Source organism: Candidatus Ozemobacteraceae bacterium, assembly GCA_035373905.1.
Classification (GTDB): domain Bacteria; phylum Muiribacteriota; class Ozemobacteria; order Ozemobacterales; family Ozemobacteraceae; genus MWAR01.
Window position 1 is genome coordinate 137,425 of record DAOSOK010000002.1, and the last position, 25,388, is coordinate 162,812.

A 25,388-nucleotide genomic window follows, 5' to 3' on the forward strand; every position below is an offset into this window, starting at 1 on the left:
GATTTTACCAGAAATTTTCATTTGGTGGGCAACCTGATTCCGATTTTTGCCTGAATCGCCCCCGAAAATCGGCATTTTCGTGTGATATAATCGCAAGCGGCAACGGGGAATATGATGAGAGCCGATGAATGGATACGCCACTGGAATCTGTTTGCGGGAATGCGTTTTCCCGACGGCAGCTTCCCCTATGCGCCAGGATTGCGTTCGGCGGTCGAACCCACCATTCATGCCGTTCTTGCAGGACTGGCCGGGGGCGTGGATCCCCGGGAACTTGCCCCTTCCATCGCATGGCTTTCCGGAAGACGGAACCAGGACGGTTCCGTTCCCTGTTCCCCTGAATTCCCGGATCAGGGTCTTTGGGTCACCGCTCCTTGGGTCGTTGCCATGGCGAAAGCTGGAGATACCCGTTCTGTCTCCGCCGCTGTCGAGTTCCTGCTTTCCTTCGTCTCCATCACGGTGCAGAACACCAGCACGAACGATCTCGACGGCTCGCTGACGGGCTGGCCCTGGGGAAAAGGTGCGTTTTCCTGGGTAGAGCCGACCGCCTGGAGCCTGCTCGCACTCGAAGCGGCGGGAAAGAGTGACCATCCCAGGGTTGAAGAAGGACGAAAACTGTTGCTGGACAGGCAGATTCCGGCCGGGGGATGGAACTACGGCAACAAGACCGTCTACGGACAGGAACTGATCCCGTTCGCCGATACGACGGCCTTGGCCCTTCTGGCCCTCTGCGAGAGGGTTCCCGAGGCTTCCATTGAACGTTCGATACGATTCCTCGAAACGGATGCTGCAACTCAGGAGTCTCCCTATGGCCTGGCGCTGACGGGGCTCGCTCTGCGACGTTGCCGAAGACCGAACGGCGATGCCGTGTTGAAACGCCTGGAAGGCTGTGTGTCGATGATGGCGGGTGAGCGGCTGAATACGGTGCATCTCGGTCTGGCCCTTCAGGCTCTGGGGTCACGGGGAGTCCTCTGGGAATGAATCGAAGACAGTTTTTGAAATGGTCCCTTGCCGCCGTCGGGGCTGCGGGCCTTGGGGCCCTCATCGGCCGTTATTGGCACAGACGGTGCCGTGTATGGGTGCTCCCCGGACAGGATTACCAACGTGATCTTTCCCGTGATGTTGCTGGAGTGCTGGCACAGGAAGAACTCGCTCTGAAAGGGAAAAAGGTTCTCATAAAGCCCAACTTCGTTGAATGTCACCCGGGAAGGCCTATCAATACCGATGCAAGACTCATCGCCCAGGTTGCCGACGCCTGCTTCCGGCTGGGCGCTTTATCCGTAGCGGTGGCGGAAGGTCCCGGCCACAGGCGGGACCCTTGGTATTCGATCTATCATTCGACATTGCGTGAGGCATTACCATCCCAAGTGAGGTGTATTGACCTCAATCATGGCGATCTCGTGAAAGTGCCAAATAAAGGGTGGTACACCAAACTCCAGCATTTTTACATCACGACCCCGCTTGCCGAAGCGGATCTCGTCATCAGTATGCCCAAGATGAAGACTCATCACTGGATGGGCGTGACGCTTTCCATGAAAAACCTGTTCGGGAACCTGCCCGGCATCGTCTATGGCTGGCCAAAAAACCTCCTGCACGTGCAGGGCGTTGCCAGGTCGATCGTGGACCTCACTCTCACGATGCCGCCCGCATTCGTTGTTGTGGACGGTATTACCGGCATGGAAGGGGACGGCCCGATCATGGGAACGGCGAAGCCGATGGGAGTTGTGGTGATGGGGAGGGACCCCCTGGCCGTCGATGCAACCTGCGCCCGCATGATGGGCTTCGAGCCTGGAAATATCCCATACATGGCGCTTGCCATGCCGCATATCCCTGGAATGCTGGACGAGATGAACGATTATCCGGCCGAGCATCCCCGCAGATTCGCTTCGACCTTTGCCTGTGTGGATGCGTTCAGATCGTGGCAGACTGGCCCGTTCTGGTAAGAAAATCCGGGGAAATCAAAACGGAAGTAAAACAAAACAGGAGAGGATTGCTCCTCTCCTGGATGCGGTCTAACGACCTGATGTGGTGATCAGGAACCGGTGGTGACCATCTTGTCGCCGATGTAGCCGAGCATGCCGCTGACCTTGCCGCCGGCGAAGGTGAGAGCCACGATGGCGAGAACGGCGATGAGGCCGATGATGAGGGCGTACTCGACAAGACCCTGGCCTTCTTCTTCTCTCACAAAGCGCTGAATCAGGTTCATATGGTTCCTCCTGCTGGAATGTATTCGGCTTTGAGCCACTGATTTACTAGCAAGTCGTGTGCCAGAAATGAGATATCGAACATTCATGTTCCCATTGGAGTCTCTCACATTCGCGAGACGTTTCTTTCAAAAAAAAACCTCGTGCAGCGAACATCTGCACGAGGTCTGTTGACCTCAAACGGTGATCAGGAGCCGGTGGTGACCATCTGGTCGCCGATGTAGCCGAGCATGCCGCTGACCTTGCCGCCGGCGAAGGTGAGAGCCACGATGGCGAGAACGGCGATGAGGCCGATGATGAGGGCGTACTCGACAAGACCCTGGCCTTCTTCTTCTCTCACAAAGCGCTGAATCAGGTTCATATGGTTCCTCCTGAAAAGATTTTGGATCTGTCCTGCTTGAAGATAGCGCAATCCGCATGCCAAACTTCGACGCTGCATATTGCCCCTCTCAGACGGAAGTATATCACACATCGTCGTCAAAAATGCAACTCCTATTTTCAAATTGAAAAGCCGCTGGGCAAGCCATTTCACGAGAGATCTTCATGAAACTTTAGAATTGCTTATTTTCTCATTGGTACAGAACAGTGAATTCGCACAAATAATTCTTTTCCCATGGGAGGGGGGCAGAAGTTGACCATATCCTGCGCGAGGCTTATTTACCTCGAACCACGAAGAATTTCCGCAGCGGCGTACATCACTCCGGCCGTTCGGTGCGCTGGATGCCCCACTGGTCGCCGGTGCTCGGGAACGCCTGCTGAAGGCGGTAGTCATACGTGTCGCCCGTAAAGTCCCTGACGAAGAGAGGCGACGAGGCGAGGCTTCCCGATGCCGACGCGCAACCGATGTACTCTTTTCCGGCCGGGAATCCGTAAACGCTGTTCGGTCCGAAAACCGGCGGCGTGGTCTGGCCTCCGAGATTCTCGATTCCCTTGAAACCCTGGCCCGTGAAACTCGTGCCCGCGACGAGAATGTTTTTTCGGATCGTCGGAACGCCGTTGACGACCTGGATGCCGTACGCCGCGTCGAAGGTGTTGTAATCAACGATCGGCGGTTGATCGGAAATTCTCAGCCCCAGCCCCGTCTTCGCCACGAACAGGTTGTTCGTGACGCTGATGGAGCCGGCCGTGTCGGCGCAGGAGAGCCCGACCCCGGAAAGATCGAAGAAGTTGTTGCCGGAGTAGGTCGAGGCGTCGTTCCCGCTCGCATCGATTCCGGTGACGCCGTGAGAAAAGGTACTGTTTGTTATCGAAAGCCGGGTGTTGCCTGTGGCCTTCACGCCGTCCGGCGTGTACAGAACCCTCGAGGCGTTGAGAGCTAGATCGGTGCAGGAGAGAATCCGGGCGCCCACGGAACAATGGTCCAGAATTAATCTCTGGAAATGCCCCGCCGCTTTTTCGAGTTTCAGTCCTGTGGCTGCATACGCGATCGTGACGCCGCAGAGGGACGTCGTGGCGTCTGGCGAGTCGGAAATGGTTATTCCGCCCCAGTCTCCTGCAGACGGCGTCGGCCGCTCTGACGTGAAAATGATGGGCTGTTCGGAACTCGTGCTGGCAATCAGAACGCCGCCGGTGACGAGAAGCTCGACTTTCCCCGTGTCGTTTGTTCGCAGCACGTCGGAATCAGAGATTTTCACGACGACGCCGGGGTCGATCTTCAGCGTTCCCATATCGGTCACTGTAATATCACCCGGGACGACGAAGGGGCTGTTGGCCAGAGTCCAGGTCACGGTGCCCGTGATTTCGCCGGGAACCAGCATCGACACGATCTCGGACGGCCCGCTTTCGTTCCCCGCCTGGTCGACGGCCGACACTCGGTAATAGTATTTCATGCCGGTTCTGACCGTCGTGTCCGTATACCGTTCCTGGCCTTTCGCAATGAGCGTGTCGGAAACCATCGCGTAGCCGCTCGATGGAAGTTCCGAGCGGTAGATCCGGTATCCCTTCAGGTCGTTCTCGGTGTTTGGCGCCCAGAAGACGACAACTTGGTTCGGAGTTCCGTCAACGGCGATCGATGTTCCCGACGGCGGGGCAGGCACGGTCGAGTCATCCAGCGGAGCAAGCGTAGAGAAAGAGCCGCTCGATGACGTCTCTGATTCTCGTCCCTGCCGGGATGCCACGATTCGGAAGAAATACAGCTGATTGGGCTTGAGGCCCGTGATCGTCACGCTGTGGGTCGTCGCATACTGGCCGGAGGGCTCGTTGACGTAACTTCCGTAACTGTCGGTGGTGCCGTATTCGACGAGGCCGTTCGTGTAATCGGTCGTCTTCCAGGTGATCACCGCATGCGTGGAGGAATAATCAGCGACCGTGATGTCCTGGTAATCGAACGAGGAGGTCTCCATGGTGACGTTCGTGATCACGGAAACGGCATTCGAATAGATGGCGGCCCTGAACGTCTTCGGGCGGTAGCCGGATCTCGTCGCGACGAACTCCTGCTCGCCGAAACCGATGCCGGCGACGTGAAACACGCCGTCGGCGCCGCTCCGTCCCCAGCGGGTGGGATCATACGTCCAGCTCACGAGCACGTCTTTCAGGGCGGTGCCGCTTTTCGAATACACGGTTCCCTGAAGCTCGCCTTCGCGCGGCGTGACGCTGTTGTCCGCCTCGCATCCGATGAGCGCCGCGAGCGCGCCGAGACAGACAAGAACCGCTGCCAGGGCGTTGGTGCGTATGAATGAGCGCATCGAGTCTTCTCCGGCGTTATTTCAGTCGGGCCATCGCTTCCTGGACGAACCGCGAGATCTGGCTGTTCTTGGGCGCATGCTGACCGGCGCGCTGGTAGCATGCCTTCGCTTCGGGCAGCAACCGCTTCTCCTCGTATGCCTGGCCGAGGTTGAAGCAGGCATACGGGTCTTCCGGCGCGAGGTTGACGGCCTTCACCAGAACCTCGATGGCCGAGTCGGTGTCGTGATTGTCCATCAGCACCATGCCGAGGTTGTACAGCGCGTAGGTGTCTTCCGGGTTGATTTCGACCGAGCGCCGGAACGCGTTGATGGCGTCGTGCAGCTGTCCCTGCTCATATAGCGACAATGCGAGATGGGAATACGAATACCCGTCGTCCGAGTCGAGTTCGATTGCCTTGGAAAACGCCTTGATCGCGAGCGGAAGGCGGCCCGAGTTCTTGTAGATCACGCCGAGGCTGTACTGCGAGAAGGCATCGTCCGGGTTCAGCGTGATCGACTTTTTGAACGACTCTTCGGCCTGCTCGAAGCTGCCCAGCGCACGGTAAACGGTTCCGAGCAGGTAATGGGCGAAGAATTGTCGTTCGTCGAGCCGGATGGCCATCATCAGGCAGTTGAGGGCGTTTTCGAGCTGGTTCAGGTTCTTGTAGACGGCTCCCAGGTTCACCAGTCCGGCCACATGGTCTTCCTTCACGGACAGCAGATCCTCGAAGGTGTCGCGGGCCTGCTCGAGCATCCCGTTGTTCTTGTAGATCAGCCCGAGAACGAATCGGCACTCGACGTCGTCGGGCTTCAGCCGGATCGTCTTCTTGATCGCGGCGACGGCCTCGTCGAGCATGCCCTGGTTCAGGTAGGCCTTCCCCAGGTGCATGAACGCCTCCTGGAACTCGGGATCGATCTCGATCGTGCGGTTCCAGGCCTTCAACGCCTCGTCCGAATGGCCCGTGCTCTTGTAGGCGATGCCGAGCTGGAGATGCGCGTGCGAGAAGTCGGGGTCGAGAGCGACTGCCTTTTCCCACTCGCGGATCGCCTCGTCGAGCATGCCCTTCTCCTTGTAGGCGAGGCCGAGCCGGTAATGCGCGCCCGCGTTCTCGGGGTTGATCGCGACCGATCGCTTCCAGCGGACGAGGTTCTGATCGTCTATGCCTTTCAAACGATATATAACTTCTAGATTATAATGGGCGAACGAGTCGTAGGGATTCAGGGCGAGGACCTTTCGGAACTCGATGATCGCCTCGTCGTACATTTCCTTGTTCTTGTATGCGGAGGCAAGCTTGTAGTGAGCTTCGGCGTTGTCCGGGTGGGCGGCGACCTCGACGCGGTACCGCTCGATCATGAGATCCATCTCGGAGCGCGTCCGCACGGGAGGGGCGACTTTTTCGGCCATGTCCCGGGCCTCGCCCTTCTTGCGCAGTTCTGCGGCCTTGCGCCAGTGCGTGACGGCCTGGTCGTTCTGTCCCTTCACGTCGTAGATCTCGCCGAGCATGTCATGACAGCGCGACAAACCCGCGTCGAGATACAGCGCCCGCTTCAGTTCCCCGACGGCCTCGTCGAGCATGCCGCGGTCCTTGTAGGCGAGGCCCAGGTTGAAATGCAATTCGGCGTCGTTCGGATTCAGCCCGTTTTCCAGCTTGAACTCGTCGATCGCCTTCTGTGTCTCGTTTTTCTTCCGCAGAACCGTCCCGATGTGGAAATGGAGCCGCGGAAACTTCGGGTCCGTCTTGAGGGCCCGCCTGAACTCCTGCAGGGCGGCGTCGTCCATCGATTTCCGGAAGAACGACTGGCCGAGCAGCACGCGCGCTTCGGTCATGTCGGGGCTGATGTCGAGGACCCGCTTCAGCGACTCGATCGCCTCGTCGTTGCGACCGGCGTGAAAGTGGGCGAGACCGACGTTCAGGAACGTGAACGCGTTGTCCGGGTTCAGCTCGATCGAGGTGCGAAGAACCGTGACGGCTTCGTCATACTGCTTCATCGAGATCATGGCCCGGCCGAGCTGGCTCAAGGCGTGCGAATCCTGCGGGTTCAGGATGATCGCCTTCTTGAACTCGACGATCGCCTTGCGCGGCCTTCCGATCTCGAGATACGTCGATCCGAGCGCGAAATGGGCGTAGGCGTAATCGTGGTTCAGATCGATGGCGTTGCGGAACCGGATGATCGCCTCGTCATACAGCTTCTTGAGTTTGTAAATGAGGCCGAGTTGCAGGTGCGCGAAAGCGAAGTCGGGCTTGAGCGATATCGCCTTCTTGAAGCGGATGATCGCCTCGTCGTACATGCCCTTCTGCTTGTAGATGATGCCGAGGTTCGAGTAGGGAAAGGCGTAGTTCGTGTTGAACATGATCGCCTTCTTGAACTCGGTGATGGCCTCGTTGAGCATGCCCTTGTTCTTGAACGCGAGCCCGAGAAAATTGTGCGCGTACGCATCTTTGGGATTGATTGCGAGAGCCTCGCGATAGATACCGATCGACGTGTCGGTCTCACCGGTCATCTCGACCGCCCGCGCGAGCTGGTAATACGCGAAAAAGTCGCGGGGATTGGCCGCGATGCGCTTCTTGCAGTCGTTGATGATCTGATCGTATTTTTTGTCGATCATGCGCGCCTCCAGGGTTTTGTCAGGGGACCCATTCCAGGGTGCGGAACGGTTCGATACGCTCGCCTCGGGCGATTTTCCGGATGTCCTCGCCCATGTTCGGGAAAATCGGTCGCCCGGTCAGTTCGTCGGCCGTGAAAAAGTCGACGCCTTCGACGCGAGGGTCTTCCCCCGTGCCGAGCGTCGAAAGATCGGGATTCAAAGCCTCGAAGATGGGGAACTGGATGTGCCGGCCGGCCGCGCGGTTCATCGTCTCGCGAAGGCCGAGGAATTTCAGCCCGGAAACGGTGATGCGGAGCTCTTCCCGTAACTCGCGCCGGGCCGTTTCCTCGAGGGGTTCGAACGCGTCCTGTCCGCCCCCGGGAAGCAGCCAGTAGCGCCGGCCATCCTTGAGATGCCGGACGAAACAGAGGCGGCCGTCCGGATGACGCAGAGCGACGGTCACGCGGACGCGGACGACAGGTACGGACGAATCGAGCATATGTTCCCCCCTTCCTGTTATCGGCAGGCCGAGGGAAGGTGTGCAGTCCTATTTTCGGAACTCTTCTGAGACGACGTTGCGCAGATTCGCCTCGTCGAACAGCCGGCCGACGGCCAACTGCAGGCGCTTGGGGACGAAGAGCGCCTTCCGGGGGGAAGAGGGGGAAGTCTGCGGGATGTTCATGAGCTGATACTCATGGTTGAACTTGACGAGGAGGTTCAGGGCCCGCAGAAGATCGGAGGGCGTCTGAAACCGATAGAGGACGTAGGACTTCGTCGCCGGGCGCTTGTGATACACGTATTCGCCGTGGAGGAACAGCTTCTCGAATTCGTCGTCGCCTTTCCAGTGGAGGGTTTCGGTCGCGCTCGTGAAGAACATACCGCCGGGCTCGAGGGCTTTGTAAATTCGTTCGGTCAGGGCGGCCTTGGTTGCTTCCTTGAAGTAGATCATCGTGTTGCGGCAGAAGATGATGTCGAATTTCCGGTCGGGCCAGACGTCGAGCAGGTTGAGGTGCTCGAAGCGCACGATCGCGGTAAGATCGGGCTTGACGCGGAACTCGCCGGTGCCGGTGGGTGTGAAATACCGGGTGATGAGCATGTTCGACAGCAGTTTTAGTTCGGTCGAGGTATACACCCCTCGGCGGGCGCGCTCGAGGGCCGATGAGGCGATGTCGCTGCCGATGATGGAGATGTTCCATGGAGTCGGATCGCGAAGCGTCTCGAATATCGATATGGCTATAGAATATGCCTCGGCGCCGATCGAACACCCGGCGGACCAGATGGAAAGCTTCCGCTGGCCTTCCTGGTCGCGGGAACGGAGAAGGGGGGGGAGCAGTTCATCCCGGAGAATGTCGAAATGTCTCGGGTGTCTGAAAAACCAGGTCTCGTTCGTCGTGATGATGTCCAGCAGTTCGATCCTCCGGGCCTGATCCGACTGGATGACGGAGATCAGCCCGTTCATGTCGGAGCACCGGTACTTTTCGATGAGCGGGAGAACGCGGTTTTCGAGAAACGTGACCTTGCTCGTGTCGAAAAAAAGGCCGAACTCGCGCGAAAGGAAATCGCGCAACTGGGCATACTCGTTGGGAGAGAACGAGCGGCTCATCGGGGCCGCTCAGTCATTCTTCGTGCTTCGGGGAAAAACCCTGCCGGCGACGATCTGCCACGTCGGGCGGAGACGGTTTTCGACTTCCTTCGCGCAAGGCTCGCACACCAGACGTTCGGTGTTCTGGAAGCGGTAATACGTCTTATTGGAAATGTCATAGTGTTTGATCCGCAAGCAGAGCGGGCAGCGTTCTTCCTGCATATGGTGCGTCCCTCGATCCATGGTATCACGGGCAGAGGCCGTTCGCAAGCCGGTTTGAGGCGATTACGGTGCTGGAACTTCGCCCGTGTCGAGTTCGTGCCAGACTCCTGCCGGTGCCGTGGCGACGACGCGCCACCCCGGTGCGGAGCGGAACCAGCGGTCGAAACCCGAATCGGGGGAGGTGAGGGCCGCGGTCGTCGAGAACGACCTCACCCACGAGGCGATCAACCGGGTGTTCGAAGCCGATTCGTAATGTTCGCGCATGAGCCGGTCGCCGAACAGTTCGCACCGGTCGTCGATCGTGACGCGCAGACGCGGATCGACGCCGACGGCCCAGGAACCGAGGTTGAACTCGGTGAACACCGCCTTGTTCGGCGTCTTCCGTTCCGCATACGCGCGAATGACCGGGACAAGCTCGAACGGCCAGCGGGCATCGTCGGGCTTGGCCCACCCGGTTCCGAGGAGCGGCAACGCGGAACCGCTCGCCTGAAGCCAGAAGCCGGCGAGGAGGAGAACGGTCGCGGTTCTGAGCGGAAGCTTCGCGGGGAGCCGGTCTTTCACAAGGCCATAGAGCGGTTTCCTTTCCGCAATCTCTTTTAGGAGGGAAGACTGGGAATAGATCTCGGCCAAAGCGATGGCGGCCGTGATCGCGAACAGCGGCGCATTGCGCACGCGGCTCCAGGCGAGGAGAAACCAGACGATGGGAATGACCCAGGTAATCCGCAGGGGGCGCTCCCCGAATTTCGCCAGAAATGCGATGTATCCCAGGAACAGGAGGATCGGAACGACTCCGTCGGAAGTCGTATAGATGGGCATATGCTCGATGATCAGGGCTCTGACTTCCGCGGAGTCCATGATCGTGGCCCACGTCTTTGGAAGTTCGACGCCGTACGGACCGAGAAACGACATGGCGCAGGCCAAAAAGAGAGACGCCCAGGCGATGAACACCCTGCGGGGCGCTGAAAGCGGCGTAGGGACGCTGGAGAGGCGCAGGGCGGTCCAGCCGGCAACGGTCAGGCCGAAGGTGCCGATTCCCGCGAGATAGCCGCCATGACTGTTTGCCCAGATCCAGAACATGGGGAGCAGGAGCAGAAGATGGCTGACCGGGCGCCGCCCCGCCTCGATATCGACGAGCATCGCGAAGAGAACGGCAAGTGCGGCCATCGTGATGAGAAGCGGTCGAATGAGAAACTGGATCGATGCTGCCGAAAACACCATGGCCATGATGAGAACCGTTATCAGCAGATGCATTCCAGAGTTGTACAGCCTGATCCAGATCCCCGTGAAGGTGAGAGCGGTCAGAAGGGTGGCGGCCAGGAGCAGCGTGTCGAATCCGCCGACCATGCTCAGAAGCGCCATACCGACTTCGCTCAGCCACTGCTGGGCAATCCAGGGCTGGCCGAACCTCGAGCACGTGAAGGGATCGATCCTGATCAGGCTTCCCGAGTGAAGCATGACATTCCCATACATCGTGTGGGAATAGGTGCCGCAATCATTGAAGAAGGACGTGCGGAAAAAGATGTGAAGCAGAAGCCAGATGACCAGGAGCGCAAGCCGCCCGGCCCTGAGGGAACCGGCCTCTTGAAGGATCGAAGACAACCCCGTGCGGGTGGTAACCATGAACCGGATGATAATACGGACCGCAGAAGACGCGCGACCCTGATTTTCAAGTTTGAGCACGTGACGAACAAAGCTCGTGATGAGGCGCCGAAAAGAATTTCTATTTAGTTATCTGTGATAGAAAACGAAAGATCGGGGGCGAAAAGAGGGCGGTTTAGGCGAAAAATCTGAATATATCGGGTGAAAGTCGGGTGTGGGTTCTGACGATGTAAATCATAGAGATAAGGAGTTGGGGATACCCCCCCTCCCGGCCCGAAAACAAGGAGGCAGGCATATGGTGCGAACACGGATGATCGCAAAACCCCGGGTGGCCGAAACGCCGTTGTGGGAAACGACGAACGCTCACGTTCCGTGCCGCACGAATGGCCCCTGGGTGCGGGGACGCTAAGAGGCGCCCCGCGGGGAAATGGTGTCCTGAACTTCGTCTGAACGGCAAAATTCAGGATATCCTGCGCAACCGGATGGAAGGAAGCCATCCGGTTTGCCATGTACAGGGGAAATACGCCGGCGCCTCAGAAATTCGTAAACTCGTCTGGCGCGGCGCGAAGATCTTTCCAGGTGAGAATCACGAACGCCGCCATGTCGCCGCTGCCGTCACCGATGTCAAGCGAGGGAAGCGTCGGATCATACAGCTTTCTGCGGGTGGGCGGCCGATAGGACGGGCCGGTGATCTTGGGAAGCGTCTTGTTCGTCGCATACCGGACCTCGGACCCATACACCCGATGGACCATCTGCTCCATGGTGCAGTAGGGGCGGCCCACGCCCGCGCTCTGGCAGGACGGCGACCGTCCGATCTCGTCATATCGCTTGCTATAATCCGGGCCCATGTAGAAAATGTTGGAACGGACGCCGCAACTCTGGAAAATCCCGTTCGTCGTCATCTCGGGGAAATACAGGTAGTCGTTGTCCTTGTCGGTCTTCCCCTCGACCTTTTCCAGGAGTTTGTTGAAGAGCTTGTATACGCCGTTATTTTCGGAAAGGACGTTCTCTTCGTATCCCTTCCTGTGGGCGGGCCAGATTTCTTCGTTGCAGAACTTCTCGAAATCGGCCTCGCTGATGCCGTCGGTGGAGTTGAACTTCGTCGCGAAACGTTCTGCGATCGCCTCCTGGGCCGACTTGTCGGTCCCGTCCGCGAGAGGGAACTTTTCAAAATACGATGCGATTCTATTTTTCGTGGCTTCTGCGTCGCTCAGATCGGCCGTGATTTTGCCGTCTCCGGCATGAGTGAGCATGCTCGTCTCGGCGTCAGCCTCGGCCATGAATTCCTTCGCGAGGGCAAACTTCATGATGGGATATATTTCGTTCTCGAAACAGTCGGCCGGGCTTCGATAATCGTAAACCACGCGCTCGTTGGCGATCACGTTCGCCGCGAAATGGTGCTTGTAATTGTTCGGGTCGTCCGGGTTCGATCCCGCCTTCAGATCGTCTGTCAGCAGCTTTCTGGAGTTCTCCTTGTAGTCGTCGCTGAGAAGTGCGTTCTGGTCGTAGTCCTGGGGAAAACTGTACTTTTCCGCTTTTTTCGACTTGTTGTTCCGCTGGTTGAAATCGCCGGCGACGAAGATGCTCTTCTTCGAGACGATCTTCACGTCTCGAGGAGGGTTCCCCTTGATGACGAGGTTCGTGTCGGAGTAGATCACGCCGTTGAAGTTCGGCGGCAACGTCACGTTTCCCTTGCGAAGCCCCGTTCCGAAATCGAGGATTCTGGCATCGACCGAGCCTCCATTGGAAGGCGCCCAGCCGGCGGGAACCTTGTATGCCTGGGCTGGATTCGCGCCGTCGTTTTCAGGAATATAACCGCCGTTCTGGGCCTGCTTCTTGAGGTCGCCGAACCGAGGTTCGCCTGGCGAAAGGCTGATCTGAGACGTTTTATCCAGGATGCGTCCCTTGAGTTTCTCTGTCAGATTGTCGGGAATCGTCGGCGTTTTTCCGCGAATTTCCGCCGGCACCTCTCCGTATTTTTCCCCTTCGGGTGATGAATAGGTGCCGTGCTGCGGGAACGGAATGTTGCTTGGCGGCATCGTGATCGTCTCTTCGGGCATGCCGGGCCTCGCCCGGAACGTGACCTTCGTTGGCTGCCAGAAGAAAATCCCGCCCGCCCCGCTGATGATGCTGTGAATATCGAACAGCTCCTGCTTCGTGCCGGGCGTGCAGGGGGTATGGCCATCCATCAGGATCTGTCCGATTTCGACGCCGTGGTGACCGTACAGATTGCCGGTCGAGAACTTGTTCACGTTGTTCTGGCCGGGTTCGCCATACACGATCGAGAGAAACTCCATGTCGAACATCAGAAACTCGCGGCCCGGAAACCGTCGCTGCGCCACGCAGGAGATGCTGCGCATCGTATCTCCGACCCGGCCCATCGAGTCGATCTTGAAAAAGCACTTGCTCTCGTCGATGTTCTTCGTCCGCTCGTCGTCCTCATACTCGATCAGACCGACGCGAAACCGAAACTGCCCGTCCCCGAGCGTCCCCTGATATGATCCTTTTCCCGAGGTGTTCAGCTGGGAGAAGGAAACCCCGCTGTCGTTCGCGATGGACGATTGCCAGGTGGGGAGATTGGTTTCGTCCCAGAGGACCTGCTTCTGGGCCGCATCGATCTTCACCTTGTGGGTTCTGAACGAACTGTTCAGGCTCAGTTCCGTCATGGCGAAGGAAATGCCAGCTTCGGCCAGGGCCAGTGCCTTGAGGTTCCTGTTTTCCATGATCGTGTTCTGAACGCGATACGAGGTGAACGATCTGAGCGAGGCGATGACGATCAGAAGAACGAAACCGAGCCCAAGGGCGATGACGATCGCCGAGCCTTTACGACCACGGGAATTCATTGCGGTTCGGCCCCCCTTTGCCTGATCGATGTCAGAAGCGTCGAGTCGTATTTGCCTTCCTTCCCGCGGCCCGTCAGCCGCGCACGAATACAGACGCTGTCATGGTGCGGCAGGTTCGGCTCATTGAGCCTGAAGAATACCATTTCGTCGATGTTTTCCATCATGACCTTGCGCGCCCGCTGGGCCGGGACTTCCTGGCGCCGGTCGTCGAACGGCAACGTTTCCCGCCAGAGAATATACGGGCCGGTCGCCTGATCGGGGTCCACCTTCTCGAGTTTGTAGGTGACGCGCAACTGCGTGTAGTTATACTGGTTGTCTCCGAGACTTTTCGGCTGAATGGAAAAATCGTACGTCACTTTATGGAACGAGATATAGTTTGCCGCGTCTCCGGTGTTCAGCGTTTTCGACTGCTCCAGAGTTGCCTTGGGGGGCGTGCCTTCGAGGATGAAGTTCGACTCGCGAATGTCGTCGGTGATCTTGTCGAAGAGCCGCTGAAGCTCGTCGTTCGTCTGGTGCGCCTGCATGACCGCCTGCGCCTGTCTGCGGGATGAGGAAAACGTGTGATAGAGGGCCGTCAGGAGCAGGGCGAGAACGATGACCGCCATCATGACCTCGATGAGCGTCACACCTTCACGTCGCATGATCTGCCCGTCCTTTCGGATTACTGGCGCTTGTTGATGGCCGTATGGATGTCGAGCGTGTGCGTATTTTTATCCTGACCGGTATATTTGACGGTGAAAGAGAGAAAGACCATGTTCGGCCTGATATCCGGATCGTTCTTGTCGGCGGCATACTTGACTTGATCCTTGTCCGTTTTGACGACTTCGTATTTGATCCCGTTGATGGTTTCCGTGCGGAAGTCTTCGTTGTTTTTCAGCATGTATTCGAAGGTGGTCTTCTGCGTGGCGGGATCGTGATCATACTGGTCGGCATCGAGCAGATCGAATTTGCAGGCATGGGCCGACTCGAGAATTTTCTGGGCGAAGAACGACGCCTGCGTATGGTCGCGCGTGGCGTTGACGGTTTTGGTTTCGGAAATGATGACGTTGAGCGAAGGTATCAGAACCAGCGCCAGGATGATGACGCCGATCATGACCTCGACCATCGACATGCCGAGACGGTCGGAATGAACGGGAGCGGTCATGGCGTCTCCGCCTCCGGGTAGATGAGAAACTGTTTTCGTCTTTTCATGAAATCGGAAACCGACGACCTGATTCGACTTCGAATCTCGTCCATCCCTTTTCCCTGGATGATCGCCGTGCGGATGTCGGAACCCCCCAGCAGAATATCGACGCCCTCTGCGGCTGTCTGGTTCGACAGGGGAATCTTGTCGGGATACAGCGTCCAGAGAGTGTGGAGAATCGCGATGCCGGTCATCACGGGGTCGTATGCCTGATGGTCCGTTACGACGATCTCGATGCCGGGCACCCGTTTCTGCTGGAACAGCCCGTAATACGGCCGTACCGCCGCCGGGAGGAAGGCGACGCCCGGCAGGTTCAGCACCGTGAGTTTCGAGACGAGCACGTCGGGATCGATCCAGGGCGCCAGAACGTAGTGGAACGGCCGCGTCGTGCCGACGCCGGTCGAGAAGATGCCCATTTCGCCGAGGAAGCCCGTCGTCGCGTAATAGACCGGGGATTCGGGATCCGGGAGATGCTCCGACGGCATCGCCCAGTGAAGGCCGCAGTTCCGGTAGGTGACGTTCCGACGGTAGTTCTCCATGCCGACGACCGTGAGATCGGCGTTCAAACCGAATACTTTGTTGAAGAACAGAGCAAGTTCGCCGAACGTCATGCCGTAGACCAGCGGGATCGGATACACGCCGAACCTGCTTCTGAACTGGACGTCGAGCAACGGACCCGAAACCTTCGACGCGCCGATCGGATTCGGCCGGTCGAGAACGAAGACGGGAATTCCCGCCGTCTTGCCGAGTTCGAGAAACTGGGCGAGAAGCGTCACGGCATGGAAAAAACGGATGCCGATATCTTGTATATCAATAACTATGATTTCCGCCCCGTTCAGCTGCTCCGCCCTCGGTTTTTCGAGGGGGTCGCGGATGATGTGGACGGGGGCCTGCGTGAGGGCGTCGATCTGTTTCGATCCTGAGGCTGACTCGATCAGCTTGCGCGGCCACGGATCGCCGGAAAAGATCGCCGTGATCGTGGTTGCCCGGGCGAGCCGGTCGACCGTGTGGCGCATGCTCTGATCGTAGGAGGCGAGACCGACGAGGAGGGCGATTTTTTTCCCGGCAACGAGGTCGGGATGTCCGGTTGCAAGGACTTCCAGGCCGATCGACAAACGTTCGGATGCCGAAACCGTCGAGCCGACGGTGAACGCGAACATTGCCAAAAAAATGATTCGAAGAAGGAGTCTTGTCTGTTTCATGATCGAGTCCTCAGAGGGATTATACACCGATGCGTGAAGAAAATGGTGGTAGAATTGGGGAGAGAATTTTTACAGGAGGATCGAAATGAGAGAACCTGCGGTGAGCGGTCGCTTTTATCCCGACGAGCCGACCGAGCTGTATCAGATGATCAGACAGTGTTACGAGCACAGGCTCGGCGTTCGTGACCGCCATCACGCCCAGGCCGGGAGGCTGGCAGGCATGATCGTGCCGCATGCCGGGTATGTGTTCAGCGGCCCGGTCGCGAGTTGGTCGTTCCTGCGGCTCGGCGATGAGAAGCCTGCCCCGAAGCGGCTCCTGATGCTCGGACCGAAGCACACGCCATACGGCGCCACGGCGGCTCTGAGCGCCGAAGACGCCTGGATGACACCGCTTGGAAGCATCGAAACCGACGAAATGCTGCGAGCCGCTCTCGAGCAAACGGGCGTTTTCACGAGGGACGACTCGGCCCACGCCTTCGAACACTCGATCGAGGTCCAGATCCCCTTTGTCCAGCAGATGATGCACGTGTCACTGCCGAAAATCGTTCCGCTTGCTCTCGGCTTCGCCGATTATCCGCAATGTGAACGGTGGGGAAAGGCGATCGCCGATGTGCTCGCGAAACCCGAGTTCGCCGACACGGTTTGCGTCGTCAGTTCCGATTTCTCTCACGAAACCCCCCGAGACGAAGCCTACCGGATCGATGGCGAGGCGCTCGACGTCATCCTGTCGCTTGACGCGAAGGCCTTTCACGAACTTGTCGTGGGGGAAGACCGAAGCATCTGCGGCGTCATTCCCATCACTGCGTTCCTCGCCTCGCTGACGGGGAAAAGCGTTCGCGCGACGAAGCTGGCCTACGCCACCTCCATGGATGTCATGGCTCACCCCCGGGGCGTCGGATACGCTTCCGTCATATTCGAACACATATAACCAAGGAGACCCGTGACCCCGTTCGAGATCGGCATCCTGGTCGGGATGGCGTGGGCCGCCGTGCTGACGGTCTGGGCTCTCGCCGAGATCACCAGCGGCGAGCCCAGCCCGTGGTTGCTGGTCGTCGCGATCGTCTACGAGGGCTTCGACCTGACGCCGCGCGGCATCCTGCATGGCGCCGCGTGGGCGTTCGCCGACGGGTTCATCAGCGGCTATGTGATCGGATGGCTCGCCTCGCTGATCTGGTGAACGTCAGAAGTCGAAACTGCCGTACACGCCCAGCATGCGTTCGCGGGTGAAATCACGGAGAGTGTTGCCGAACTCGGCATGAAGCCGGCCGGTGTCGAACCGGTAACTGGCGTGCAGGGTCATTCCCAATCCGCTTTCGCGGCGAGTTTCCGGTGACGTGTCGCGCCAGGAATTCGAGATGAGGCGGGTGTCGAACCCCCACCACCAGTTCGAGCCGACGGCCCGCTCCCAGCCCGCAACCAGTTCGGCGCCGCGAAAATCTCGGGGCGCCCAGTAGGGATACGCCGCACCGTCCGCGGCGAGCTGATTCTCGAAACTCGCCTGGGAAAGCTTGAGCTGGAGCGACAGGAATGGGATACCGCGGCGCTTGATGTAGTGCAGAATCTCGGTGTCGAACCTGCGCCTGGCGTTGCCGTCCGAGATGTCGCCCGTGGTGAACGACTGCTGGATGCGCGTCTGCTCGTGCAGGTCTCCGAAGACCGTCAGCGTCGCGTAGTCCTCGGAAAGCAGCCTGCGCGCCGTCTCGAGATTTTCCTTGTACGAGCCGTGGCCCGCGAAGGCGGCGAGATTGAGCTGCCCGTTCCCCGTCACGCCCTGGAACGAATACCCGTTGACCGTGTCTACATCGGAAAACCGCTCGGGGGCGAACGTCGCGGCGACGCGGGTGCGATGATCGAGGCTGTATTCGAAGGTTCCCGACAGGATGCGGCTGTCGGTCGTCTCGTCGAGGTTGCGGTCTTCGTAGGCCCAGGTTTCGAGCCTGTACCGGGCCGACAGTTTTGGATACGTGAAAGAGGGAAAATACGCCTCGAGGCTCGAGACGAACTCGGTCTGACCGGCATTGTCCTCGTGAAGCCTGACGCCGATCTCCGCGACCGAGTTGAGGCGGGAACGGACCCGTTCCAGGTTCTCACGGAGCTTGTCGCTGAGGGGATACAGGAGCGTCAGCCGGTCGTAGATCGCTTTCGTGTCGCTGAATCGACCCTGGCGCAGGAAGACGGCCGCGAGACCTTCGTTCGCCCGCATGTTGTCGGGCTGGATCTCGAGCGCCTGCTCGAAGAAGCGCTGGGCCTCTTCCAGCCGGCCCTGCTCGAGCCGGAGGTTTCCGATCTCGACCAGGGCGTCGAATTTGTGCGGGCGCTGCGTCAGACGTTCGAGCTGGATGTCGCGCTCGATGCTCTGAATGCGCCGGAGTTCCGTGCTCAGCGAGTCTCCTGTCTGTTCGTCCGGAACCATCAGATCGAACGGCTGGGCGAGGGCGGGGTTCGGAGATGCGAGACATAGCGCGACAGCCAGGAATAGAAAGAACATCCTGGAGAAAAGCCGGAATTCCTGTGCAAACCTGAGCTGGCGACACATCAACACCCTGTATCGGCAGGAGGCGGGGAGTTCGTTATTTCCTTCGGATGGCGTGCAAAAGAAAACCGCTCCCCGAAGGGGGAGCGGTCGGTCAGGCGCGGTTCGGATCAGTTGCCGGCCGGGGCTGCGGGGGCCTTTTCTTCGGCGGCCGGAGCCGGGGCTGCCTTCATGCGCTCTTCGATCTTCTTCTTGACTTCGTCGAGCTTCGCCTTGGGCACGTTGAGGGTGATCTTGGCGGCGGTGTCGACGGCCTCGACCTTGATCAGGTTGAGGATCTCGGCGGCTTCGGGGGTCTGGCCGGCGAGCATCTTGATCATGGCGAGGAAGCCGTTGAGAGCGGTCATGACCTGGTCCATGTTTTCCTTCTTGTCGACTTCGCCGGTGAAGTTGAAGGTGAGGTCGGCATCGTAGTTGAAGGAGAAGAACAGGGAGTTGACGGCGGCGAGGGGGGCGGCCTGCGGGTTGGCTTTGGCCTGGTCCTTCAGGGTCTGCGGGATGATACCCACGCCCCAGAGGGTGGCGCCGGTGTCGACCTTCTTGAGGAGACCGCCGAGAGCGGCGTTGGCGGAGAGGTTCTTGGCCTTGGCGTTCTTCACGTCCACGACGGTCTTGATGGCCGGGAGAGTTCCGAGGACGGCGGTGCTGTTGTCGAGGAACACGCCCATGCCGTCGGCGTCCTTCTTGCCCTTCACGGCATCGAAGCCTTCAAACTTCTCGATCGTGACGTCTTCGGCGGCTTTCTTGTCGCTCTTGATGGATTCGAGAATCTTGGCGACTTCGAAGGTGCCGTCGATGAGGACGCCGGCGTCCTGCTTCTCGGACTTGGCATCGGTTTTGGCGGCGGCGAACACGACGACGCTCTTCAGGTGCTTGAAGGGGTCGATGCCGGTCTTGGTGATGAACTCGTCGTAGGCTTTCTTCTGATCGGGCGATTGCTTGGCCATGCCCTCGTCGATCTGCTTCTTGATCGCTTCGGTCGAGAACATCTTGCTCAGGTTCAGGTTCAGCAGGAACGCGGTGTTCTCAGGAACGAGCTGCATCAGGTCGCCGGCCATGGCGCTCATCGCAGTGGCGGCCAGCAGAAGTACGGTTACCAGAAAACGTTTGGTCAACATCGGTCGATCCCTTTCTCCTCTTGATTTCGTCATTCGGGCGCTTCCCTCGTCGGGTGCGGCCGGATTCCGGAATGATAGACGCGAGCCCGGGGAAAGTCAAGCATGCTCGGTCGTATCGCGTGACGGATGCATCCTCATCGTCGAACGGATGACATCGTCGGCGGATTGTCGGGGGGGGGAATTCTGGGGACGTGATACATATCTTTCCGATCATAACGTGGCCAAATACGACGTTACATCTGACTTCTGAAAAAACGCTGTGAAACGTCTCTGGGGATCCGGCCTTTCTTGTTATTGCCCCCCGGTGAAAGTAAGAATAATGCCCGTTTATCCTGACCTTTGTCGAAGGGCGAGAGTCGCATGCATTTCGACAGGCTCAGCACGAACAGGAACGCGAAATCGGTATCACGTCCCCAGAATACCGGAGGGGGCTGTCTTGCGCCTTGGGCGGCATCATGCTACCATGCACCGGCTTCGCGCCACCTTACCAATAAGGACAGACGGATGGCAAACATGTCAGAAAAACAAGAACTGGCCGCACAGCTGCGGATGCTCATCGGTGAAATGCGCAATGCCGGCTTCGCAGAGCTGGAAATCGAATCGGCGGACCTGAACGTGCGCATGGTTCTTGGTTCTGCCCCGGCTTCTGCCCCCGCACCGTCTCCCGATTCGGAGCTGCCCGGAAAGTCCGCAGAGGATGCCGCGCCGAAACCGGTTTCCGTGACTGCCGAGCGGGTCGGCGTGTTCTCCTTCGGAAAACAGCGAATCGAAGCCGGATCGAAGGTCTCCAAAGGGCAGGCTCTGGGGATCATCAAGGGAATCAGCATCCAGGACCAGGTGGTTGCCCCCGTTTCCGGCACCGTGGATGCCGTTTTCGTTCGGGAAGGCGAGATCATTGACTTCGGCCGCGCCCTGTTTTCAATCCTTCCTGATTGACGCCCGGCCGATGCCGATGTGGCGTGACAGCCTTACGTGAGGTGTAACCATGTTCAACAAGATTCTCATCGCGAACCGCGGGGAAATCGCGGTCCGTGTCATCAGAACCTGCCGCAGGCTCGGCATCAAAACAGTCGCCGTCTTTTCGGAAGTCGACCGCCAGGCTCTGCATGTCAGGCTCGCCGATGAAGCCTACTGCATCGGGCCGGCCCGCCCAGACCTTTCGTATCTGAACATCCCGAACATCCTTTCCGTTGCCCACGCGACCCAGTGCGACGCGATTCACCCCGGATACGGCTTCCTGTCGGAAAACCCGACGTTCGCCGAGATCACCCAAAAGTGCGGTTTCGTGTTCATCGGCCCCAGCCACCGGGCGATGGAACGGATGGGCCAGAAGTCCGTCGCGCGCGACCTGATGATCCGGTCCGGCGTTCCCGTGATGCCCGGTTCGACCGGCAGCGTCGAGGATCCCGAGGAAGGTCTGAAGATCGCCCACAAGGTCGGCTTCCCCGTCCTCGTGAAGGCCTCCGCCGGCGGCGGCGGACGCGGCATGCGCCTGGTCGAGACGGAGGACCGGTTCCGGACGCTGTTCAGCACGGCTCAGGCCGAGGCCCAGTCGGCATTCGGCGACGGCCGCGTCTACGTCGAAAAATACCTTCGGAACCCTCGCCACATAGAAGTCCAGATCATGGGCGACCATCACGGCAACATCGTCGCCCTGGGCGAACGCGAATGTTCGATCCAGCGCCGGCATCAGAAGCTGATCGAGGAGTCGCCATCCCCGGCCGTCAACGCCGATCTGCGCCGGCGACTGTGCGAAACGGCCGTGAAGGCTGCGAAGGCGATCGACTACGTGAACGCTGGCACGATCGAGTTCCTGCTCGATGCCGACGGGAACTTCTTCTTCATGGAGATGAACACCCGTCTCCAGGTCGAACACCCCGTCACCGAGCTGGTTACCGGATACGATCTCGTCGAAATGCAGCTGCGCGTCGCGTCGGGCGAGCCGCTTCCCTTCAAGCAGGAAGACATCGCCCCTCACGGGTGGGCGTTCGAGTGCCGCATCAATGCCGAAGATCCTGCGAACGGCTTCTCGCCGTGTCCGGGCCGCATCAACGATTATCTGCCCGCGGGGGGGCCGTGGGTGCGCGTCGACTCGGCGGCCTACACCGGATACGCGGTGAGCCCGAGTTACGACTCGATGGTCGCCAAGCTGATCGTCTGGGGCCCCGATCGCGAGACGGCAATGGACCGCATGCAGGCGGCCCTGCACGAGTTCCGGGTCGAAGGGATCAAAACGACGATCCCGTTTCATCAGTGGGCGTTCGGGCACGAGGAGTTCCGGGCGGGGCTGTTGACCACAGGCTTCGTCGACAAGCACCAGGTGTCGATGATCGCCTGTATGCAGCGGGCCGACGAGGATGAACGTGAGCGCGCGAACGGAGCCGGCGGGAAGGCGGTCGAACATGGCAAAACTCAGGACCAGAACGGCACGGGAAGAGCCTGAAGCGAAACGAACCCTGTTCGACGCCCCCCCGGATGAGACGGAACGCGAGTCTGGCGAGCTGACGCGCGGGGTTCTGTCCGTCGGGGACGTCACTCGCCACATCAAGCGGCTTCTCGAAAAGGACAGCCTTCTCGAGAGCGTCTGGGTTCAGGGAGAAGTGTCGAACCTGGTCAAGGCGGCATCGGGACACTGGTATTTTTCCCTGAAAGACGCGACGTCCGTCCTGAAAGCCGCCGTCTGGGCCGGGAACAGGCGCAGGATCCGGCATGAAATCAAGAACGGCGACCTGATCGCCGCCTACGGCTCCATCTCGGTCTACGAGCCCCGTGGCGAATACCAGCTCATCATTACCGACCTGCGCCCGGCCGGCCTGGGTGCGCTGTATGAAGCCTTCGAGAAACTCAAGGCGAAACTCCAGGAAGAAGGCCTGTTCGACGCCGACCGGAAGGTGCCCCTGCCGTTCCTGCCGCGGGGCGTCGGGATCGTGACCTCGCCGAAGGGCGCCGTCGTGCAGGATATATATCGAGTGATACGAAGGCGCTTTCCGAACATGCCGCTGTATCTCGTCCCCGTGAAGGTGCAGGGTGAGGGAGCTGCGGAAGAGATCGTGGCCGGCATCCGACGGCTCGACGCCGATTCGCGGGTCGACGTGATCATCGTCGCGCGCGGGGGCGGCAGTCTCGAGGATCTCTGGACGTTCAACGACGAACGCGTCGCCCGCGCGATCGCGGCGGCCGAAACCCCCGTCATATCGGCGATCGGCCATGAGACGGATTTCACCATCGCCGACTTTGTCGCGGACCAGCGGGCGGCTACGCCGTCGGTGGCGGGCGAACTGGTCGTTCCCCTCAAGGAAGACCTCGTGAAGGCGATCGCCGACAGGCGCAATAGGCTCGGCCGAGCCCTGAAGCACATGATCGTTTTCCTGGCCGGGCGGCTGGCTCATGCCCGTTCCTGCCGATTCCTGCGGAAACCGGCCCTGCTCGTCGCCGAACGCCGGACGCACGTCGCAAACACGGCCCGAGACCTGGAAACCGCCTGCGAGGCTTTCATGCGACGGTGCCGCCACGCATGGGAAATGGCCGCCGCACGGCTGACGGCCCTCGATCCGCGGGCGGTGCTCGCGAGAGGCTATATGCTGGCGACGAACGAAGACGGCGTGGTCGTCACGTCCGCCGCGGCTTTGAAAACCGGACGAAAACTCGATCTGCAGATGGTCGACGGTCGGGCCCGCGTGGCCGTCGAGGATGTCGAAATCAAAACCCCGGGAGGCACGCGTTCATGAAAAAGGTGTTCGATCGGAAAGAACTCGAGGAGCTCGCAGCTCTCACTCCCGAGATGATCGAAAAGCTGTCGTACGAAGACGCGATGGAGCGTCTCGAGCAAACCGTCGAGGCGCTCGAACAGGAGGGGACCCCGCTCGAGCTCGGCCTGCGCCTGTACGAAGTCGGCACGGGGCTGAGCCGCCGGTGCGGAAACGTGCTCGACGCCGCCGAGGCGCGGATGCTGCAGCTGATCGGCAACATCGAGTCGGCCCGCGAAGAGCCGTTCGATCCCGAGAAGGACGGCAGGCCGTCATGACCCCGGACGGGGCTTCAATGACGGGGCTGGAAGACTGGCTGCGCGCCTGCAGGTCGCGTGTCGACGAGGCGCTCGACCGCTGGCTGCCCCCGGCCGATGCTGTGCCCGCGCGCCTTCACGAGGCGATGCGGTACAGCGTCTGCGCGGGCGGAAAGCGGATCAGGCCGGCGCTGTGCCTGATGATCGCGGAGGGCTTCGGCGTCTCGGGAAACGGGCCGCTGAGGGCTGCCTGCGCACTCGAGCTGCTCCATACATATTCTCTGATCCATGACGATCTGCCGGCGATGGATGACGACGATCTGCGGCGCGGCCGGCCGACGAACCACAAGGTGTTCGGCGAGGCGACGGCGATTCTTGCCGGAGACGCCCTGCTGACGCTTGCGTTCGAGTGGATGGCGCGCATCGCAGATTACGACGTTCCCGCGGGCCGGGCGGTCTCCGCAGTGAAGTCGTTCGCCGAGGCTGCCGGCCATGCCGGCATGGTGGGCGGTCAGATGCTCGATATCGACGCCGAGAACGGAGAGGTGACGATCGACGAACTTCGCCGGATCCATCGGCTCAAGACCGGCGCGCTCCTCACGGCCTCGATCCGAATCGGCGGGATCCTGGGCGGCGCAGATCCCGACGAGATGCGCAAACTTACCGAATACGGCCGCCACATCGGTCTTCTGTTTCAAATAGTAGACGATATACTCGACATCGAGGGAGACGCCGCCGCCCTCGGAAAGACGCCGGGAAGCGATGCGCGCCTCGGCAAATCCACGTTTCCGGCGCTTCTCGGCATGGACGGGGCGAAACGGGAAGCCGACCGCGTGCGCGACGAGGCGCTGAAAGCCGCCGCATCGCTCCCGAGGCCGATTTCCCGCATGTCGGAACTCGCCGGATGGCTGCACGGGAGAAAACGGTGACCGTGAAACTGTATCCCGTCGTGGTCGCCGGCGGGTCGGGAACGCGCATGAAAAGCGATCTTCCGAAACAGTTTCTCGACATCGGGGGAAAACCCGTCCTGCAATGGTCGCTCGAGTGCTTCGACGCGGTTTCCGAAACCGTCGACATCACGGTCGTTCTTCCGGAAGCCTGGCTCGAGGAAGGCAAACGCCGCCTGTCCGGCTGGCGATCGAAACATAACATTCGTTATATATGCGGAGGACTGCGACGGCAGGACTCCGTCGAAGCCGGCGTGTCGAGCATTCCCGACGAAGACGGGTGGGCTGCCGTGCACGACGGCGCTCGTCCGGCGATCACGCCCGAAATCGTCCGGGCCTGCCTTGAGATGGCTGTCGCGAAAGGAAACGCCTCGTGCGCGGTGCCGGTTTCCGACACCCTCGTCGAAACTGCCGGCGGTCTCGTGACCGGCGCCGTCGATCGGTCGAAGATGTTCGCCATGCAGACCCCGCAGATCTTCCCCGTGAACCTTCTGCGGGAGGCGCTCGCCCGGGCGCGCGCCGACGGCGTTGATGCCACCGACGACGCCGGACTCGTCAGGCGTCTCGGCCTGCCTGTCTATCTGGCCCCGGGTTCCCCCCTAAACATCAAAGTCACCCGGCCCGAAGATCTGCTCCTGCTCGCGTCGGTCCTCCGCCCCCCAGGCTGACCGCCGTCGATGCGTGTGCCGATGCATCCGGCATTGA

The 25,388-nt window shown here is 59.9% G+C and carries 23 protein-coding genes; 10 read left to right on the forward strand and 13 right to left on the reverse strand.

The window, feature by feature from the left end; genetic code table 11:
* The first annotated feature begins 114 nt into the window (after window positions 1-114).
* A complete protein-coding gene (locus tag PLU72_01485; GenBank protein HOT26827.1) occupies window positions 115-978 on the forward strand; it encodes a terpene cyclase/mutase family protein in 864 nt (287 codons plus the stop codon).
* Entirely contained in the window at window positions 975-1,940 is a 966-nt protein-coding gene (locus tag PLU72_01490) for a DUF362 domain-containing protein (protein HOT26828.1), read from the forward strand. Before PLU72_01485 ends, PLU72_01490 begins: the two co-directional genes overlap by 4 nt.
* 89 nt (window positions 1,941-2,029) lie before the next feature.
* Here PLU72_01490 and PLU72_01495 read toward each other — a convergent pair whose 3' ends face one another.
* From PLU72_01495 to PLU72_01545, 11 genes are all read right to left on the reverse strand, one after another.
* Window positions 2,030-2,203: a Flp family type IVb pilin gene (locus tag PLU72_01495; GenBank protein HOT26829.1), complete on the reverse strand. Its 174-nt coding sequence runs from the start codon at window positions 2,201-2,203 to the stop codon at window positions 2,030-2,032.
* 185 nt (window positions 2,204-2,388) lie between these two features.
* Window positions 2,389-2,562 carry a Flp family type IVb pilin gene (locus tag PLU72_01500; protein HOT26830.1) on the reverse strand — a complete coding sequence of 58 codons (174 nt, stop codon included), beginning with the start codon at window positions 2,560-2,562 and terminating at the stop codon, window positions 2,389-2,391.
* Between the two features lie 334 nt (window positions 2,563-2,896).
* Window positions 2,897-4,885: a right-handed parallel beta-helix repeat-containing protein gene (locus PLU72_01505; protein HOT26831.1), complete on the reverse strand. Its 1,989-nt coding sequence runs from the start codon at window positions 4,883-4,885 to the stop codon at window positions 2,897-2,899.
* Window positions 4,886-4,901: 16 nt separating this feature from the next.
* Complete coding sequence (locus PLU72_01510) at window positions 4,902-7,472, reverse strand: tetratricopeptide repeat protein (protein ID HOT26832.1); 2,571 nt, start codon at window positions 7,470-7,472, stop codon at window positions 4,902-4,904.
* 19 nt (window positions 7,473-7,491) lie between these two features.
* Window positions 7,492-7,950: an NUDIX hydrolase gene (locus PLU72_01515; GenBank protein HOT26833.1), complete on the reverse strand. Its 459-nt coding sequence runs from the start codon at window positions 7,948-7,950 to the stop codon at window positions 7,492-7,494.
* A 48-nt stretch (window positions 7,951-7,998) separates the two neighbouring features.
* Complete coding sequence (locus PLU72_01520) at window positions 7,999-9,054, reverse strand: protein-glutamate O-methyltransferase CheR (GenBank protein ID HOT26834.1); 1,056 nt, start codon at window positions 9,052-9,054, stop codon at window positions 7,999-8,001.
* A 264-nt stretch (window positions 9,055-9,318) separates the two neighbouring features.
* Window positions 9,319-10,935: a hypothetical protein gene (locus PLU72_01525; GenBank protein HOT26835.1), complete on the reverse strand. Its 1,617-nt coding sequence runs from the start codon at window positions 10,933-10,935 to the stop codon at window positions 9,319-9,321.
* Window positions 10,936-11,387: 452 nt separating this feature from the next.
* A complete protein-coding gene (locus tag PLU72_01530; GenBank protein HOT26836.1) occupies window positions 11,388-13,697 on the reverse strand; it encodes a hypothetical protein in 2,310 nt (769 codons plus the stop codon).
* The gene (locus PLU72_01535; GenBank protein HOT26837.1) at window positions 13,694-14,338 is read right to left on the reverse strand and encodes a prepilin-type N-terminal cleavage/methylation domain-containing protein; all 645 of its coding nucleotides are present in this window, start codon (window positions 14,336-14,338) and stop codon (window positions 13,694-13,696) included. The genes PLU72_01530 and PLU72_01535 overlap by 4 nt, the downstream gene beginning before the upstream one ends.
* 20 nt (window positions 14,339-14,358) lie before the next feature.
* Window positions 14,359-14,841 (reverse strand): hypothetical protein, encoded by a 483-nt coding sequence (locus PLU72_01540; GenBank protein HOT26838.1) that lies wholly within the window; start codon window positions 14,839-14,841, stop codon window positions 14,359-14,361.
* Window positions 14,838-16,082: a DUF1343 domain-containing protein gene (locus PLU72_01545; protein ID HOT26839.1), complete on the reverse strand. Its 1,245-nt coding sequence runs from the start codon at window positions 16,080-16,082 to the stop codon at window positions 14,838-14,840. Before PLU72_01545 ends, PLU72_01540 begins: the two co-directional genes overlap by 4 nt.
* Before the next feature lie 85 nt (window positions 16,083-16,167).
* Here PLU72_01545 and amrB point away from each other — a divergent pair, with 85 nt between their 5' ends.
* Both amrB and PLU72_01555 read left to right on the forward strand, forming a co-directional pair.
* Complete coding sequence (amrB, locus tag PLU72_01550; GenBank protein HOT26840.1) at window positions 16,168-17,010, forward strand: AmmeMemoRadiSam system protein B; 843 nt, start codon at window positions 16,168-16,170, stop codon at window positions 17,008-17,010.
* 12 nt (window positions 17,011-17,022) lie between these two features.
* Window positions 17,023-17,259, forward strand: coding sequence for a hypothetical protein (locus tag PLU72_01555; GenBank protein HOT26841.1), 237 nt, complete (start codon window positions 17,023-17,025; stop codon window positions 17,257-17,259).
* A 3-nt stretch (window positions 17,260-17,262) separates the two neighbouring features.
* Here PLU72_01555 and PLU72_01560 read toward each other — a convergent pair whose 3' ends face one another.
* Both PLU72_01560 and PLU72_01565 read right to left on the reverse strand, forming a co-directional pair.
* Window positions 17,263-18,570, reverse strand: coding sequence for a tetratricopeptide repeat protein (locus PLU72_01560; GenBank protein ID HOT26842.1), 1,308 nt, complete (start codon window positions 18,568-18,570; stop codon window positions 17,263-17,265).
* 155 nt (window positions 18,571-18,725) lie between these two features.
* A complete protein-coding gene (locus tag PLU72_01565; protein ID HOT26843.1) occupies window positions 18,726-19,733 on the reverse strand; it encodes a hypothetical protein in 1,008 nt (335 codons plus the stop codon).
* 513 nt (window positions 19,734-20,246) lie between these two features.
* Between PLU72_01565 and PLU72_01570 the strand changes: the two genes are divergently transcribed.
* The 6 genes from PLU72_01570 to ispD are packed head-to-tail and all read left to right on the forward strand — an operon-like array spanning window position 20,247 to window position 25,351.
* The gene (locus PLU72_01570) at window positions 20,247-20,669 is read left to right on the forward strand and encodes a hypothetical protein (protein HOT26844.1); all 423 of its coding nucleotides are present in this window, start codon (window positions 20,247-20,249) and stop codon (window positions 20,667-20,669) included.
* A gap of 49 nt (window positions 20,670-20,718) precedes the next feature.
* On the forward strand, window positions 20,719-22,176 hold the full coding sequence (accC, locus tag PLU72_01575) for an acetyl-CoA carboxylase biotin carboxylase subunit (protein ID HOT26845.1): 1,458 nt from the start codon (window positions 20,719-20,721) through the stop codon (window positions 22,174-22,176).
* The gene (xseA, locus tag PLU72_01580; protein ID HOT26846.1) at window positions 22,136-23,461 is read left to right on the forward strand and encodes an exodeoxyribonuclease VII large subunit; all 1,326 of its coding nucleotides are present in this window, start codon (window positions 22,136-22,138) and stop codon (window positions 23,459-23,461) included. Before accC ends, xseA begins: the two co-directional genes overlap by 41 nt.
* Window positions 23,458-23,757: an exodeoxyribonuclease VII small subunit gene (gene xseB, locus PLU72_01585; protein HOT26847.1), complete on the forward strand. Its 300-nt coding sequence runs from the start codon at window positions 23,458-23,460 to the stop codon at window positions 23,755-23,757. The genes xseA and xseB overlap by 4 nt, the downstream gene beginning before the upstream one ends.
* Window positions 23,754-24,665: a polyprenyl synthetase family protein gene (locus tag PLU72_01590; GenBank protein ID HOT26848.1), complete on the forward strand. Its 912-nt coding sequence runs from the start codon at window positions 23,754-23,756 to the stop codon at window positions 24,663-24,665. Before xseB ends, PLU72_01590 begins: the two co-directional genes overlap by 4 nt.
* Entirely contained in the window at window positions 24,662-25,351 is a 690-nt protein-coding gene (ispD, locus tag PLU72_01595; GenBank protein ID HOT26849.1) for a 2-C-methyl-D-erythritol 4-phosphate cytidylyltransferase, read from the forward strand. The genes PLU72_01590 and ispD overlap by 4 nt, the downstream gene beginning before the upstream one ends.
* Window positions 25,352-25,388 lie beyond the last annotated feature (37 nt).

Bases quoted from the DNA above. Each gene is read 5' to 3' on its own strand.
- PLU72_01570 (HOT26844.1), top strand. From the start codon at position 20,247: ATGTCAGAAAAACAAGAACTGGCCGCACAGCTGCGGATGCTCATCGGT.
- PLU72_01530 (HOT26836.1), bottom strand. From the start codon at position 13,697: ATGAATTCCCGTGGTCGTAAAGGCTCGGCGATCGTCATCGCCCTTGGG.
- PLU72_01510 (HOT26832.1), bottom strand. From the start codon at position 7,472: ATGATCGACAAAAAATACGATCAGATCATCAACGACTGCAAGAAGCGC.
- PLU72_01520 (HOT26834.1), bottom strand. From the start codon at position 9,054: ATGAGCCGCTCGTTCTCTCCCAACGAGTATGCCCAGTTGCGCGATTTC.
- PLU72_01590 (HOT26848.1), top strand. From the start codon at position 23,754: ATGACCCCGGACGGGGCTTCAATGACGGGGCTGGAAGACTGGCTGCGC.
- PLU72_01485 (HOT26827.1), top strand. From the start codon at position 115: ATGAGAGCCGATGAATGGATACGCCACTGGAATCTGTTTGCGGGAATG.
- PLU72_01540 (HOT26838.1), bottom strand. From the start codon at position 14,841: ATGACCGCTCCCGTTCATTCCGACCGTCTCGGCATGTCGATGGTCGAG.
- PLU72_01565 (HOT26843.1), bottom strand. From the start codon at position 19,733: ATGTTGACCAAACGTTTTCTGGTAACCGTACTTCTGCTGGCCGCCACT.
- PLU72_01505 (HOT26831.1), bottom strand. From the start codon at position 4,885: ATGCGCTCATTCATACGCACCAACGCCCTGGCAGCGGTTCTTGTCTGT.
- PLU72_01560 (HOT26842.1), bottom strand. From the start codon at position 18,570: ATGTTCTTTCTATTCCTGGCTGTCGCGCTATGTCTCGCATCTCCGAAC.
- xseB (HOT26847.1), top strand. From the start codon at position 23,458: ATGAAAAAGGTGTTCGATCGGAAAGAACTCGAGGAGCTCGCAGCTCTC.
- PLU72_01495 (HOT26829.1), bottom strand. From the start codon at position 2,203: ATGAACCTGATTCAGCGCTTTGTGAGAGAAGAAGAAGGCCAGGGTCTT.
- PLU72_01490 (HOT26828.1), top strand. From the start codon at position 975: ATGAATCGAAGACAGTTTTTGAAATGGTCCCTTGCCGCCGTCGGGGCT.
- PLU72_01535 (HOT26837.1), bottom strand. From the start codon at position 14,338: ATGCGACGTGAAGGTGTGACGCTCATCGAGGTCATGATGGCGGTCATC.
- PLU72_01545 (HOT26839.1), bottom strand. From the start codon at position 16,082: ATGAAACAGACAAGACTCCTTCTTCGAATCATTTTTTTGGCAATGTTC.
- PLU72_01515 (HOT26833.1), bottom strand. From the start codon at position 7,950: ATGCTCGATTCGTCCGTACCTGTCGTCCGCGTCCGCGTGACCGTCGCT.
- amrB (HOT26840.1), top strand. From the start codon at position 16,168: ATGAGAGAACCTGCGGTGAGCGGTCGCTTTTATCCCGACGAGCCGACC.
- PLU72_01500 (HOT26830.1), bottom strand. From the start codon at position 2,562: ATGAACCTGATTCAGCGCTTTGTGAGAGAAGAAGAAGGCCAGGGTCTT.
- xseA (HOT26846.1), top strand. From the start codon at position 22,136: ATGGCAAAACTCAGGACCAGAACGGCACGGGAAGAGCCTGAAGCGAAA.
- accC (HOT26845.1), top strand. From the start codon at position 20,719: ATGTTCAACAAGATTCTCATCGCGAACCGCGGGGAAATCGCGGTCCGT.